We start from the raw sequence: 12,760 nt of genomic DNA on the forward strand, positions 1-12,760 counted from the left end.
TCCGATGCGAATGTGGTTTTTGAGTGCTGGCCTGGCCTTGATGTGCATGGCCCAGAACGCAGCGGCGGGTACAGTCCTGATCGTTGGCGATAGTATCAGTGCCGGTTTCGGCCTGGATACCAGCAAAGGGTGGGTCGCATTGCTGCAGCAACGGCTCAAGAAGGAAGGTTTCGACGATAAAGTGGTCAATGCCTCCATCAGCGGCGACACCAGTGCCGGAGGCCTCGCGCGCCTGCCGGCGGCGCTCGCAGCGCATAAGCCGGACGTGGTGGTAATCGAATTGGGTGGTAACGACGGCTTGCGCGGGCAGCCGCCGGCGCAATTGCAACAAAATCTTGCGTCGATGATCGAGCAGTCCCAGGCCAGCGGTGCGAAGGTACTGTTGCTGGGCATGCAGATTCCGCCCAATTACGGGAAGCGCTATGTCGATGCATTCGCCAAGGTATTCAATGACGTCGCAACGGCCAAAAAGGTGCCGTTGGTGCCATTTTTCCTGGAGGGTATCGGTGGCAACCCGGCGTTGATGCAGGCTGATGGACTGCACCCGGCTGTCGGCGCCCAGGGCAAATTGCTGGAAAATGTCTGGCCGACGCTAAAACCGCTGCTATGACGCTTTTCTACCGGCAGGCTTTCGGCTAAGGTGGCGCCCCCCCGATCTGGAGCCCCCGATGTCGCGTCCTGCCTGGTCCCTGTTTAACTACCAACTGATCGAGCCGGACGAGCAGCTGGATCTGTTCGCCTGCCAGGAAGTGCGGGTGCATCTGGTGACGCGTCAATTGGAACTGGGCGGCTCCATCGACCGCACCCTGTGCGGTACGTTATTGCCGGCGCAGCCGCGTTGGTCCCTGGTCGACCGTTCGATTTTCCAGGACCAGCGCCTGTGCCCTTTGTGCCGGGCGATCCTGGAGTCGCAGAAGCGTGGCACGCCGCCAATCTGGCCCGAGTTGCGTTTCGAGTTGTAGGGGGCAGCTAGAAGTCCGCTTCACGTATACAATCGATTTTTACCTACCCGTCGTTCTGCGAAGGATTTTCCGGATGTTGTCGCGCCTTTCCGTCGTCACCTGCTGCCTGTCTCTTGCTGCCTTGTGTGCGGCCGGTCCTGCCGCCGCCTTGCAGTTGCCCCTGCCTCCACCCGGCGAAGACATCGTCGGGCAGGTCCAGGTGATCAAGGCCAAGTACGAAGACACCTTTGCCGACCTGGGTACCACCTACGACCTGGGCTATTCGGAAATGGTCGCGGCCAATCCGGGCGTCGATGCCTGGTTGCCGGGGGCGGGGACCGAGATCGTCCTGCCGACGCGCTTCATCCTGCCGCCGGGGCCCCGTGAGGGCATTGTGATCAACCTGGCGGAATACCGGCTCTACTACTTCCCCAAGGGGCAGGACGTGGTCTACACCTTCCCGCTTGGGATTGGCCGTGAAGGCTGGGGCTCGCCCATTGCGCACACCAGCATCATCGCCAAGACGCCGAACCCGACCTGGACGCCGCCGGCCTCGATCAAGGCCGAGCACGCCGCCAACGGCGACCCGTTGCCCAATGTGGTGCCGGCCGGCCCGGACAATCCCCTGGGGCCGTTCAAGTTCACCCTGGGAACGCCGGGTTACCTCATCCACGGTTCCAACATGAAGTTCGGCATCGGCACCCGTACCAGCCACGGCTGCTTCCGCATGTTCAACAACAACGTGCTGGAAATGGCCGGCATGGTCCCGGTGGGGACGTCGGTGCGCATCATCAACGATGCCTACAAGTTCGGCAGCAGCGGCGGCAAGGTCTACCTCGAGGCGCATACGCCCTTGAACGACGATGGCACGCCGTCGGTGGTCGACAAGCACACGGCAGTGATCAACGCCTTGCTCAAGCGTGAAGACCTGGCCAATAACTTGCGGGTGAACTGGGATCAGGTGCGTGATGTGGTCGCGGCCGAAGATGGCCTGCCCACCGAGATCGGTGTGCCAGGTGCTGCACCGATAGCTTCCAGCGCGCCGATCGACCTGCAGCAATAAGCGTCCGGTCCGCTGCTGAGCCCGCCACGGCCTTGCGCTGCGGCGGGCTTTTTATTGCGCGGGGTTCTGGTCCGAATCGCAGGCAATAAAAAGCCGATCCAAGAATGGATCGGCTTGATAACAATCCCGAGGGATTATTACTTGCGGCTAGCTTTTTCAAGCATACGCAGAGCGCGCTCGTTAGCTTCGTCAGCAGTCTGTTGTGCTTTTTGAGCAGCAGCCAGAGCTTCATCAGCTTTACGGTAGGCTTCGTCTGCACGGGCCTGGGAGCGAGCTGCTGCGTCTTCAGTTGCAGTCAGACGAGCTTCGGTTTCTTTGGAGACGCTGCTGCAACCGGTAGCCAGAACTGCGGCCAGAGCCAGAGCAGAGAATTTCAGAACGTTGTTCATCGTGTTCCCCTTCAAGGACTTTCTATTAAATGGCTACTTTCTCAGAGTGAGCTAATAGCCGGCGTACATACTACCCATTACTTGTAGTAAGTAAACTGACGTAGCGCAAGAAGCAAAAAAAATTCTTGTACCGAATCTATTTTGGCTAACCTTTTTGAGGTTTGTATAAAAACTGTCCAGTTTTTTTCATTCGGATGAAAATTGGATCCAGGCTGAAAGGGCCGGCCCGCATGTGCCGGGCCTGGCAACCAGATGAAAATTTATATATCCACGCCGACACTTTGGTTAGGCTTGAGGATGCTTGCCCGAGCATCTTTTACGCATGTAGAGGTGACTTTAAGAGCGCCTGTTCGTCTCAAGGTTCAACTGCCGGCAATGTTCAGGCTTTCGGTCACCGGTTGATCGAGGCCCTTTCTATATCCACCAGCGGCAGGGATGACGGGCACGCCTTGAGCAATTACAGGATTGCTGCCTACTATTCCCTACGTGCTGGTTGTGAGCGCTCAAGGTTTTCTCGTTGTCGAAACCGGCACGGGGTGGCGTAGATGTTCCTTCGCCGGAAAAACATCGGTAAGGTAGGGGTCAGAATCCAAGACCCGCGAGGAGTAGTGATGAGCGAGGCGTTGTCCATCCACCATGACCAGGCTGGTCATCAGTTCGAGACCAATGTGGACGGTCATCGTGCCTATCTGACCTATATGGACCTCGGGAAGCAGACCCTGGACATCTATCGGACCTTCGTGCCCAACGCACTGCGCGGCCGTGGCATTGCTGCCGCGTTGACCGAGGAAGCGTTGAAGTTTGCCGAAGAGCAAGGCTACACGGTGATCCCGTCGTGTTCCTATGTCGAACGCTACATGGAGCGCCACCAGCGCCATGCCGCGAAGCTATAACGCACAACATAAAATGCAGCATGAAAAACGCCGGGCTCAGCCCGGCGTTTTTGTGTGCGCACCCTTCAGATACAGGTTCAGCTGCGTTTGCGTTTCGGCAATACGTCCTTGAGCTTGGCGTGCATGCTGCGCAGGGTGTTCTCGGTGGCGGACCAGTCGATGCAGGCATCGGTGATCGATACGCCGTACTGCAAGTCGGCCAGGTCCTTTGGAATCGCCTGGCAGCCCCAGTTCAGGTGGCTCTCGACCATCAGGCCGATAATCGACTGGTTGCCTTCGAGGATCTGGTTGGCGACGTTTTCCATCACCAGCGGCTGCAGGGCCGGGTCCTTGTTGGAGTTGGCGTGGCTGCAGTCGACCATGATGTTCGGCTTGATCCTGGCCTTGTTCAGCGCCTGCTCGCAGAGCGCCACGCTGACCGAGTCATAGTTGGGCTTGCCATTGCCGCCGCGCAACACCACGTGACCGTAGGCATTGCCCTTGGTGGTGACGATGGAGACGCCGCCTTCCTGGTTGATACCCAGGAAACGGTGAGGGCTGGAGACCGATTGCAGCGCGTTGATCGCCACGGTCAGGCCGCCGTCGGTGCCGTTCTTGAAGCCTACGGCCGAAGACAGGCCGGATGCCATTTCGCGGTGGGTCTGCGACTCGGTGGTGCGCGCGCCGATGGCCGACCAGCTGATCAGGTCCTGCAGGTACTGCGGGGAGATCGGGTCGAGGGCTTCGGTGGCGGTGGGCAGGCCCATTTCGGCCAGGTCCAGCAGCAATTTGCGACCGATGTGCAAACCGTCCTGGATCTTGAACGAGTCGTCCAGGTACGGGTCGTTGATCAAGCCTTTCCAGCCCACGGTGGTACGCGGCTTCTCGAAATACACGCGCATCACCAGGTACAAGGTGTCGGACACTTCCGCCGCCAGCACTTTGAGGCGCTCGGCGTATTCGTGGGCAGCCTTGAGGTCGTGGATCGAGCAAGGCCCGATCACGACGAAGAGGCGGTGGTCGGTGCCATCGAGAATGTCACGGATGACTTCGCGGCCCTTGGTGACGGTCTGCAGGGCAGCGTCGCTCAGAGGGATTTCGCGCTTGAGCTGATCGGGTGTGATCAGGGTCTCGTTGGATTCGACGTTTAGGTCATTGATCGGTAAATCAGCCATCGTGTTACTCGCCAGGGTCACGGGTGCCGGCCGCCAGCCATCCCCGTGCGGCGGGCACAGCATGATTTGAATGCAGGGGGGAGGAACCTTAGCGCGTAACACGGGCCCGCGACAATGGGCAAAGCCCGCTTTAATCCAGCGCTGGCCGCACAAACGTCTCGTGGGCGAACTCGCCGGCATGGCGCGCCACCCACTCACGGGCCAGGGCTTCGAGTTGCTGCGGGGTGGGCTCGGCATCTTCGTGCTGGCGGCAGTAGCGGTCTATCCGGCATGCTTGTTCACCCATTCGCGCACCGAACAACGCATGTTCATCGGTAAACGAAATGCCCACGCGGTAGCCGTTTTCCACCTTGCGACACCACGCCACATACCCCGGATAGCGGGCCGTGGCGCCCAGGGAGGGAATGTGCAGGTCAACGGCCGTGCCCTGGCGCCATGGGCGGGGCCAATTGCAGGCAACGCCGCCCAGTCCGATAGTGTGCAGGCGTTGGCGGGGGATGGCGGGAGAGGGGCGTTGGATTAACTCGACAGCGACATCATCAGGGTGAGGTAAAAAACGACCCATGTACACGGACTCCGAGCACCGTCCAGTTGACGGCGGTGGCAGCAGTATAGTGAAGGAACTGGAATTGACCGACCTGGATATTGACCAGCAATTGCTGGGATTGCCAGGTATTTCGCTGGTGGTGTTCACCAGCGTGGGGTGTTCCAGCTGCCGTTGGGCACGCCAGCAGTTGCCGGGCTGGCGTTTGCCGGTGGACCGCGTGTGCTGGGTGGATGCCGGGCACAATGGCGGTGCGGTCGAACGCTACCAGATCTTTCATTTGCCGGCGTTGTTCGTGGTGTGCGAGGGTCAGTTCCTCGGGCAAATACAGACACGTCTTACGCTTTCTGACCTGACCGAAACCATTGACCAAGCACTTAGCCGCACTCCGGAGGAACTGCCATGACAGTACAGTCGCCACGTATCGGCATTATCGGCACCGGCGCTATCGGTGGTTTCTATGGAGTGATGCTGGCACGTGCTGGCTTCGACGTGCACTTCCTGCTGCGCAGCGAATACGCGGCGGTCAGCGAGCACGGCCTGCGCGTCAATAGCCGTGTGCATGGCAACCTGCAACTGCGCCCGGTGCAGGCCTACGCCCATGCCGCCGACATGCCGCCGTGCGATTGGTTGCTGGTGGGCACCAAGTCCACCGGCAATGTCGAGCTGGCCCCGACCCTCGCCCAGGTCGCGGCGCCGGACGCCAAGGTGGTGTTGCTGCAAAACGGCCTGGATGTCGAAGACAGTCTGCGTGAACACCTGCCGCCATCCCTGCATCTACTGGGCGGGCTGTGCTACATCGGCGTACACCGTTCCGCGCCTGGCGTCGTCGAGCATCAGGCGTTGGGCCGGGTCAACCTGGGCTACCACAGCGGCACGGCCGCCAACGATGAGGCCCGTCAGAAGGCTATTGTCGAAGCCGGTGCCGCGTTGTTTCATAAGGCCGGCATCGAGTCCCAGGCCATGGCCAATGTGCATCAGGCCCGCTGGCACAAGCTGGTGTGGAACGTGCCTTACAATGGCCTCTCCGTACTGTTGGGAACGGGTACCACGGCAATGATGGCGGACGAATCCAGCCGCGAGCTGATCCAGGCGCTGATGGCCGAAGTGGTGCAGGGCGCCCATGCCTGTGGTCATGAAATCCCCGGCAGTTACGCCGAGCAGATGTTCGCCATGACGGAAACCATGGACGATTACCTGCCCAGCATGTACCACGACCATATACATAAACGCCCGCTGGAACTGGCGGCGATCTATGGGCGACCGCTCGCTGCCGCCAAGGCCGCAGGTTGCGAATTGCCACGAATGCAGGCGCTGTACCAGGCCTTGAGCTTTATTGATCGGCATAACCGCTGATTCGGGGGACGTACCATGGCAAAGGGATTGGGCGACAAACTGGTGCTGGCGATTTCCTCGCGGGCCCTGTTCGACCTGAGCGACAGCCACAAGGTCTACCTTGCCCAAGGGGTGGAGGCCTACCGTAAATACCAGATCGAACACGAGGAAGAGATCCTCGAGCCCGGTGACGCCTTTCCGCTGGTCAAGAAGCTGCTGAGCCTCAATGCCAGCCTGGGCCGTGCTCGGGTCGAGGTGGTGCTGGTGTCGCGCAACAGTGCCGACACCGGCTTGCGCGTGTTCAATTCCATCCAGCATTACGGCCTGGATATTTCCCGCGCAGCCTTTGTCGGTGGGCGTAGTCCTTATCCTTATTTGGCAGCGTTTGGCTGTCACCTGTTTCTGTCCACCCATGCTGAAGATGTACGCGGCGCCCTCGATGCCGGCTTTGCCGCCGCGACGATTCTGTCGGGCGGTCCGCGCCGGGCGTCCAGCGAAGAGCTGCGGATCGCCTTCGACGGTGACGCGGTGCTGTTCTCCGATGAGTCGGAGCGCGTGTACCAGGCCGGTGGGCTGGAGGCGTTCCAGGCCAGCGAGCGCGAGTCGGCACGCCAGCCTTTGCACGGTGGCCCCTTCAAGGGTTTCCTGGCGGCACTCAACTTGTTGCAGCGTGAGTTTCCAGACGAGGCCTGCCCGATCCGCACAGCCTTGGTCACCGCCCGTTCGGCGCCTTCCCACGAGCGGGTGATCCGGACCTTGCGTGAGTGGGACATCCGCCTGGATGAGTCACTGTTTCTCGGCGGCCTGGAAAAGTCCGCCTTCCTGGAGGCGTTTGCCGCGGATGTGTTTTTCGATGACCAGGCCGGTCACTGCGAGAAAGCCAGGGAGGTGGTGGCCACCGGGCATGTGCCCCATGGCATCAGTAACGAGGTGAGGATTCAGGCCGAGACCTAGGCGCGCTGCTAAGCTCATTCAATCTCCTCCATCCTGGCCGTCCGGGAGGTTTTATGATTCGTTCGATGCTGTACGCCACGGACCTCGGTCTGTATGCGCCGTATGTGATGCAACATGCACTGGCGCTGGCACGAACGTTCAAGGCTGACCTGGATGTGATTCATGTGGTCGAGCCCATCGGGTTGTTCGCCGAATCGGTGTTGCAGAGCTACCTTGATGAGAAGGCCTTGAGTGAATGGCAGAGCCAGGGGCTGAGTACTGTCATGGCGACCATCGAGCAACGGGTGCTGGACAGTTTTCGCGAAGAATTGGGGGATGAGGGCCAGGATCTTGAACTGATTCGCTCGGTACGGGTGATTCAGGGCGACCCCTGCGAAGTGATACTCGAGCAGTTGCGCAAATTGTCCGTCGACCTGTTGATCGTCGGTAGCCACAGCCATGCCACGGCGGCCGCCACACCGCTTGGGCGCACCGCCGCACGGGTGCTGCAGTTGTCTAGCGTGCCGGTTTACCTGGTGCCTGCGTTACAGCGTCGACGCAGTGATGACGTGTGACGGGTAAAAAACGATAAAAAGTTCTAGATTTATCCGTAAAACCTTTAATATAGTTATATACCGTCGCTGATACCCGTGGCGTCTATCTGCTTTGAGGGACACATATGAAGCTTCAACAACTGCGCTACATCTGGGAAGTGGCGCACCACGACCTCAACGTTTCCGCTACCGCTCAAAGCCTTTACACCTCCCAACCCGGTATCAGCAAGCAGATCCGCCTGCTCGAAGACGAGCTGGGCGTCGAAGTGTTCGCGCGCAGCGGCAAGCACCTCACCCGTGTCACCCCGGCCGGTGAACGCATCATCACCACCGCCGGCGAGATCCTGCGCAAAGTCGAGAGCATCAAGCAGATCGCCCAGGAATTCTCCAACGAGAAGAAAGGCACCTTGTCGATTGCCACGACCCACACCCAGGCGCGTTACGCATTGCCGCCGGTGATCCGCGATTTCATCAAGCAATACCCGGACGTGGCGCTGCACATGCATCAAGGCTCGCCGATGCAGATCGCCGAGATGGCCGCCGACGGCACCGTCGATTTCGCCATCGCCACCGAAGCCCTGGAGCTGTTCGGTGACCTGGTGATGATGCCGTGCTACCGCTGGAACCGTTGCGTCGTCGTGCCCCAGGGCCACCCATTGGCCAAGTTGCCGAAGCTGACCCTGGAAGCCCTGGCCGAATACCCGATCGTCACCTACGTCTTCGGTTTCACCGGCCGCTCCAAGCTCGACGAAGCCTTCAGCCATCGTGGCCTGACGCCGAAAGTGGTGTTCACCGCCGCCGACGCCGACGTCATCAAGACCTATGTGCGCCTGGGCCTGGGCGTGGGCATCGTCGCCAAGATGGCCGTCGATACCAACCTCGATAAAGACCTGGTGGTGCTGGATGCCAGCGAGCTGTTCGAGTCCAGTGTGACCAAGATCGGCTTCCGCCGTGGCACCTTCCTGCGGGGCTTCATGTGCGACTTCATCGAGAAGTTCGCCCCGCACCTGACCCGCGAAGTCATGGCCAAGGCAATCCAGTGCCACAACAAGCAGGAACTGGAAGAGCTGTTCGACGGCGTGGAATTGCCCGTCCATTAAGGGCGTTATTTGGCCTCGGTAACCGTAAAGTGTTGCCGGGCGCCTGCCACCAGGATCTCCACCTCATCACCTTCGAACTTGCCCAGCAGGCTTTTGCCCAAGGGTGAACGCGGGGTGATGACGGTCACCGGTTGCCCGACCACGTCCACCTTCAAACCCGCCGCATCCGGTGCCAGGAACAGCCACTGCTGGCGGCCGTTCTCGTCTTCCAGGCCCAGCAATGTGCCGACTTCTATGCCACGTTGATCATCGTACGCACGCAGTGGCAGGTTCTGGCATAGCGCCAGCGCCTGCTTGATTTCCTCGACGCGCCTGGCTTGCCCGGCTGCCAGGTAAGACGCCTCCAGCCCGAGGGTGTCGTATTTGTTTTCGGCGATATTTTCTTCGTGGGTCGCGGTTTCGTAGGCGGTCTGCGCGGCGCGCTGGGCGATGTCGAGGTCGACGGTGAGTTTTTCCAGGATCAGCTGGTGAACGGCGTGTTTATTCATGGTCATCAATCGCAGAATTGCAGGACATTGGCCCGGGTCTTTTCATTCGGTGCGTTCTGGTCCTGCTGCAGCCAGAACTGGCATTTTGGGTTGGACAGGTTGCGTGCGTTATTGCGGGCCTGGTCCAGGGCCTGCTGTTGTTCATGCTTCTGCAGGTTCTGTTGATATTGCTCGAACATACGGTTCGGCGGCTCCGGCGCAACCGGTGCGGGTTTACCCAGTTGCTCAACGGCCTGGGCTACAGGCGCCAGGCTTTGCGGGAACAGGTAGCGCGACGCCAGCCAACTGGTCAGCGCAATGGCGATAAATCCCAGCCACACCCCCAGGGCAATGGCGAGCGTGAGCTTGGGCAGCGACAACGAGCGATCGGACATGATGGCCTCCTGGCAGGCATTAACGGCATGGCGGCGATTGTCGCACAGCCACTGTGCAGAATAATCGCGATCAAGCCTTCTGCATTGGCGCATTTATGCGGACAATCGAGCCTTTGAGCGTTGGAGCGCGGAATGAAAGCCCGCTGGGATATTTTTTGCAGCGTCGTCGATAACTATGGCGACATCGGCGTGACCTGGCGCCTGGCCCGGCAATTGGTGGCGGAGCAGGGCTGCGAGGTGCGCTTGTGGGTCGACGACCTGCGCGCCTTCGAGCGTATGTGCCCCGAGATTGATGTGCGCCTGGACCAGCAATGGCAAGAGGGTGTCGATGTGCGCCATTGGCCGGCCGTGTGGTCGAGCGCACCGGCAGCCGATGTGGTGATCGCCGCCTTCGCCTGCCAGTTGCCGCCTGACTACATGGAAGCCATGGCCGCGCGTGAACGCACGCCGTTGTGGATGAACCTGGATTACCTCAGTGCCGAAGACTGGGTAGTGGGGTGCCATCGGTTGCCGTCGGTGAAGTTCAAGGGCGTGCAGAAGTACTTCTTTTTCCCAGGGTTCCGACCCGGTACGGGCGGGTTGTTACGCGAGGCCGGGTTGCTGGAACAGCGTCAGGCGTTTCAGCAGGATGCCGCTGCACAGCGGCAATTCCTGCAAGACTTGGGTGTGTTTCCGGCACCGGGTGCGCGGCTGATCTCGTTGTTCGCCTACGAAAACGCCGGGCTGGCCAGTTGGCTGGATGCACTTTCGACCGACGGGCACACCACTCATCTCTTGGTGCCGGAAGGGCGCATCCTCGGTGATGTACAGCATTGGCTCGGTGTCGAAGGCCTGGCGGTGGGGGACGTCCATCAACGCAACGCCCTGACCGTGCAGGTGCTGCCGTTTGTGCGCCAGGAGCAATATGACCGCCTGCTGTGGTGTTGTGACTTCAACGCCGTGCGCGGCGAAGACTCGTTCGTGCGCGCCCAATGGGCCGGGCGGCCGCTGCTGTGGCACATCTATCGCCAGGACGAAGACATCCACCTGGACAAGCTCGACGCCTTCCTGGACCTGTACACCGCCGCCCTGTCACCGGCCGCAAAGGCTGCCCTGGTCGAGCTCTGGCAAGCCTGGAACACTGATGGCGATATGGCACAAGCGTGGAAAATGCTGCTGGCGCACTGGCCTGAGTTAAGCCAGCACGCGCAGACGTGGTGTCTGGAACAAGGCTTGCAGGCCGATCTTGCGACGGCGCTGGTACAGTTTTATGAAAGTTGGATATGATACGCGACCTTGATTTTTGTAATCCCATCCAAATTTCGGATATACGCAATGAAAACTGGTAAAGAACTGAAACCCGGTACAGTGATCCGTCTCGAAAACGACCCTTGGCTGGTTCAGAAAGCTGAGTTCACCAAGTCTGGTCGTAACAGCGCAATCATGAAGACCAAGCTGAAGAACCTGCTGACCGGTTACAAGACCGAGATCGTCTACAGCGCCGATGACAAACTGGACGACGTGATCCTCGACCGCAAGGAAGCGACCCTGTCCTTCATCAGCGGCGACACCTACACGTTCATGGACACCACCGACTACACCATGTACGAGCTGAACGCTGAAGATATCGAAGCCGTTCTGCCGTTCATCGAAGAAGGCATGGAAGACGTCTGCGAAGCTATTTTCTTCGAAGAGCGCCTGGTTTCCGTAGAGCTGCCGACCACTATCGTGCGTAAGGTTGCCTACACCGAAGGTTCCGCTCGCGGTGACACTTCGGGCAAAGTAATGAAGCCTGCCAAGCTGAGCAACGGTACCGAACTGCAAGTAGCCGATTTCATCGAAATCGACGACCTGATCGAGATCGACACCCGCGAAGGTGGTTCGTACAAAGGTCGCGCCAAGAAGTAATTCCGGCCCCGCCGATACGAAAAAAGCCCGACCTAGCGTCGGGCTTTTTCGTGGGCGCTGCTTTTTTACTTCAGGTGTTGCTTGAGCTCGTCGGATGCCTGCAGCAAGGCCGAACGCACCGCTGGTACCTGGCTGACCACATTGAGCAAGCCGTAGTCGTGGATCATGCCGTTATAGCGCACGGCGGTCACTGGAACCCCGGCCTGGTCCAGCTTGCGCGCATAGGCTTCGCCTTCGTCACGCAACACGTCGGCACCGGCGGTCTGAATCAGCGCGGGCGGCAAGCCCTTGAGCTGATCCGCGGTCGCCCGCAGCGGCGAGGCGTAGATCTCGGCGCGCTGATTGGCGTCGGTGGTGTAGTTGTCCCAGAACCACTTCATCATGTTCCTGGTGAGGAAGTGCCCTTCGGCGTACTGGTTGTAGGACGCCGTCTCGAAGTTGGCACCGGTCACCGGCCATAACAGCAGTTGGAACTTGATCGCAGGTGTGCCCTTGTCCTTGGCCATCAGGCTGACGACAGCTGCCATATTGCCGCCGACACTATTGCCCGCGACCGCCAGGCGTTTGCCGTCGACGTTGATGTCCTTGCCATGCTCGGCGACCCACTTGGTTGCGCCGTAGGCCTGGTTGATCGCCACCGGATAGCGGGCTTCCGGTGAAGGCGTGTAGTTGACGAAGACCGCCACGGCCCCCGAACCCGCCACCAGATCGCGCACCAGGCGCTCGTGGGTCGGGTAATCCCCCAACACCCAGCCGCCACCGTGGAAGAACATGAACACCGGCAATGTGCCCTTGACCCCGGCTGGCCGCACGATGGTCAGGTCCAGCGGCTGGCCATCGACCTGAATGGTCTTCTGGCTCACGTCCGCCTTGGGCAGGGTCAACTTCACACCGGCCTGGGCCCCCGTCAGCACGGCACGGGCTTGCGTGGGTGTCAGTTGTTCCATCGGTTTGCCGGTGCCGGCGTTCAACGCATCCAGGAAGGCCTGGGTACTGTGTTCAACGTCGCCATTGGCGGCAAACGCGTGAGTGACGGACAGGGCGAGCAGGCTGCCGGTCAGCACGTTGGCAAATGTGTTCATGTTCTTCTCCAGTGACAGCGGCA

The 12,760-nt window shown here is 60.2% G+C and carries 17 protein-coding genes; 11 read left to right on the forward strand and 6 right to left on the reverse strand.

The window, feature by feature from the left end:
- Window positions 1-4: 4 nt before the first annotated feature.
- From J1N02_RS22565 to J1N02_RS22575, 3 genes are all read left to right on the forward strand, one after another.
- Window positions 5-610, forward strand: coding sequence for an arylesterase (locus J1N02_RS22565; RefSeq protein ID WP_027606974.1), 606 nt, complete (start codon window positions 5-7; stop codon window positions 608-610).
- A gap of 58 nt (window positions 611-668) precedes the next feature.
- Window positions 669-962, forward strand: a complete 294-nt coding sequence (locus tag J1N02_RS22570; RefSeq protein WP_003172705.1) for a hypothetical protein — start codon at window positions 669-671, stop codon at window positions 960-962.
- A gap of 73 nt (window positions 963-1,035) precedes the next feature.
- Window positions 1,036-2,004 carry a L,D-transpeptidase family protein gene (locus tag J1N02_RS22575; protein WP_027606975.1) on the forward strand — a complete coding sequence of 323 codons (969 nt, stop codon included), beginning with the start codon at window positions 1,036-1,038 and terminating at the stop codon, window positions 2,002-2,004.
- Between the two features lie 137 nt (window positions 2,005-2,141).
- Here the strand turns inward: J1N02_RS22575 and oprI are convergent, their stop codons facing one another.
- Window positions 2,142-2,393 (reverse strand): outer membrane lipoprotei OprI, encoded by a 252-nt coding sequence (gene oprI / locus J1N02_RS22580; protein ID WP_003172710.1) that lies wholly within the window; start codon window positions 2,391-2,393, stop codon window positions 2,142-2,144.
- 611 nt (window positions 2,394-3,004) lie between these two features.
- Here oprI and J1N02_RS22585 point away from each other — a divergent pair.
- Window positions 3,005-3,286 carry a GNAT family N-acetyltransferase gene (locus J1N02_RS22585; protein WP_027606976.1) on the forward strand — a complete coding sequence of 94 codons (282 nt, stop codon included), beginning with the start codon at window positions 3,005-3,007 and terminating at the stop codon, window positions 3,284-3,286.
- A 77-nt stretch (window positions 3,287-3,363) separates the two neighbouring features.
- Here the strand turns inward: J1N02_RS22585 and J1N02_RS22590 are convergent, their stop codons facing one another.
- Window positions 3,364-4,440, reverse strand: coding sequence for a 3-deoxy-7-phosphoheptulonate synthase (locus tag J1N02_RS22590; protein WP_027606977.1), 1,077 nt, complete (start codon window positions 4,438-4,440; stop codon window positions 3,364-3,366).
- Window positions 4,441-4,570: 130 nt separating this feature from the next.
- Window positions 4,571-5,005: a PilZ domain-containing protein gene (locus tag J1N02_RS22595; protein ID WP_414886913.1), complete on the reverse strand. Its 435-nt coding sequence runs from the start codon at window positions 5,003-5,005 to the stop codon at window positions 4,571-4,573.
- On the opposite strand from J1N02_RS22595, the gene J1N02_RS22600 reads away from it, so the two are divergent.
- The 5 genes from J1N02_RS22600 to cysB all read left to right on the forward strand — a co-directional run bounded on the left by J1N02_RS22600 (window position 5,004) and on the right by cysB (window position 8,906).
- A complete protein-coding gene (locus J1N02_RS22600; RefSeq protein WP_027606979.1) occupies window positions 5,004-5,390 on the forward strand; it encodes a thioredoxin family protein in 387 nt (128 codons plus the stop codon). The two genes, J1N02_RS22595 and J1N02_RS22600, sit on opposite strands and share 2 nt — an antisense overlap.
- The gene (locus J1N02_RS22605) at window positions 5,387-6,340 is read left to right on the forward strand and encodes a putative 2-dehydropantoate 2-reductase (RefSeq protein ID WP_098480036.1); all 954 of its coding nucleotides are present in this window, start codon (window positions 5,387-5,389) and stop codon (window positions 6,338-6,340) included. The genes J1N02_RS22600 and J1N02_RS22605 overlap by 4 nt, the downstream gene beginning before the upstream one ends.
- 15 nt (window positions 6,341-6,355) lie before the next feature.
- Window positions 6,356-7,273 (forward strand): 5'-nucleotidase, encoded by a 918-nt coding sequence (locus tag J1N02_RS22610; RefSeq protein WP_421147774.1) that lies wholly within the window; start codon window positions 6,356-6,358, stop codon window positions 7,271-7,273.
- Between the two features lie 53 nt (window positions 7,274-7,326).
- Window positions 7,327-7,827, forward strand: coding sequence for a universal stress protein (locus tag J1N02_RS22615; protein WP_027606982.1), 501 nt, complete (start codon window positions 7,327-7,329; stop codon window positions 7,825-7,827).
- 104 nt (window positions 7,828-7,931) lie between these two features.
- Window positions 7,932-8,906: an HTH-type transcriptional regulator CysB gene (gene cysB / locus J1N02_RS22620; RefSeq protein ID WP_003189876.1), complete on the forward strand. Its 975-nt coding sequence runs from the start codon at window positions 7,932-7,934 to the stop codon at window positions 8,904-8,906.
- 5 nt (window positions 8,907-8,911) lie between these two features.
- Here the strand turns inward: cysB and J1N02_RS22625 are convergent, their stop codons facing one another.
- Together J1N02_RS22625 and J1N02_RS22630 are read right to left on the reverse strand one after the other, a co-directional pair.
- Window positions 8,912-9,394 (reverse strand): GreA/GreB family elongation factor, encoded by a 483-nt coding sequence (locus J1N02_RS22625; protein ID WP_027606983.1) that lies wholly within the window; start codon window positions 9,392-9,394, stop codon window positions 8,912-8,914.
- 5 nt (window positions 9,395-9,399) lie between these two features.
- Window positions 9,400-9,768 (reverse strand): hypothetical protein, encoded by a 369-nt coding sequence (locus J1N02_RS22630; RefSeq protein ID WP_108574496.1) that lies wholly within the window; start codon window positions 9,766-9,768, stop codon window positions 9,400-9,402.
- 132 nt (window positions 9,769-9,900) lie between these two features.
- Here J1N02_RS22630 and earP point away from each other — a divergent pair, with 132 nt between their 5' ends.
- Both earP and J1N02_RS22640 read left to right on the forward strand, forming a co-directional pair.
- The gene (gene earP / locus J1N02_RS22635; RefSeq protein ID WP_027606985.1) at window positions 9,901-11,034 is read left to right on the forward strand and encodes an elongation factor P maturation arginine rhamnosyltransferase EarP; all 1,134 of its coding nucleotides are present in this window, start codon (window positions 9,901-9,903) and stop codon (window positions 11,032-11,034) included.
- Window positions 11,035-11,082: 48 nt separating this feature from the next.
- Window positions 11,083-11,655: an elongation factor P gene (locus tag J1N02_RS22640; protein WP_003172723.1), complete on the forward strand. Its 573-nt coding sequence runs from the start codon at window positions 11,083-11,085 to the stop codon at window positions 11,653-11,655.
- 65 nt (window positions 11,656-11,720) lie between these two features.
- On the opposite strand, the gene J1N02_RS22645 is transcribed toward J1N02_RS22640, so the two are convergent.
- The gene (locus J1N02_RS22645) at window positions 11,721-12,737 is read right to left on the reverse strand and encodes an alpha/beta hydrolase fold domain-containing protein (RefSeq protein ID WP_421147775.1); all 1,017 of its coding nucleotides are present in this window, start codon (window positions 12,735-12,737) and stop codon (window positions 11,721-11,723) included.
- Between the last annotated feature and the right edge of the window lie 23 nt (window positions 12,738-12,760).

The organism is Pseudomonas sp. NFX5, from assembly GCF_049132125.1.
GTDB classification, from domain to species: domain Bacteria; phylum Pseudomonadota; class Gammaproteobacteria; order Pseudomonadales; family Pseudomonadaceae; genus Aquipseudomonas; species Aquipseudomonas marginalis.